Annotated in this window: 1 pseudogene; it reads right to left on the bottom strand. The window is 38.9% G+C overall.

Features of this window, described 5'->3' with window-relative positions:
* Window positions 1-239: pseudogene (locus tag CHH91_RS19035) on the bottom strand (EF-P 5-aminopentanol modification-associated protein YfmF); the annotation flags it as partial.

Raw genomic sequence — 239 nt, 5'->3', positions numbered from 1 at the left:
AGCACATGCTGCTCGCCTTTTTTTTGAACATCGCCCGTTAAAATCGCTCCATACATATCATCAAGTTTGCGCCTAAGTTGTTTGCGATTGCTATAGTTTTTAGTGCCACTTTGCAAAATAGAAGGTATAAGTGCTCTTGCTGTCAATGTACGTTCATTCAATGGCGCTTTAGCCATTAGTAAAAATGTAACGGTTTTAAATTTGTCCGTTTTCCAATAATGAATATTCATGCCTGCCCG

The organism is Virgibacillus sp. 7505, assembly GCF_002272135.1.
Lineage (GTDB): Bacteria > Bacillota > Bacilli > Bacillales > Amphibacillaceae > Terribacillus.
The sequence above is the reverse complement of the archived record's forward strand: the minus strand, read 5'-3'. Positions and strand labels throughout refer to the sequence as shown.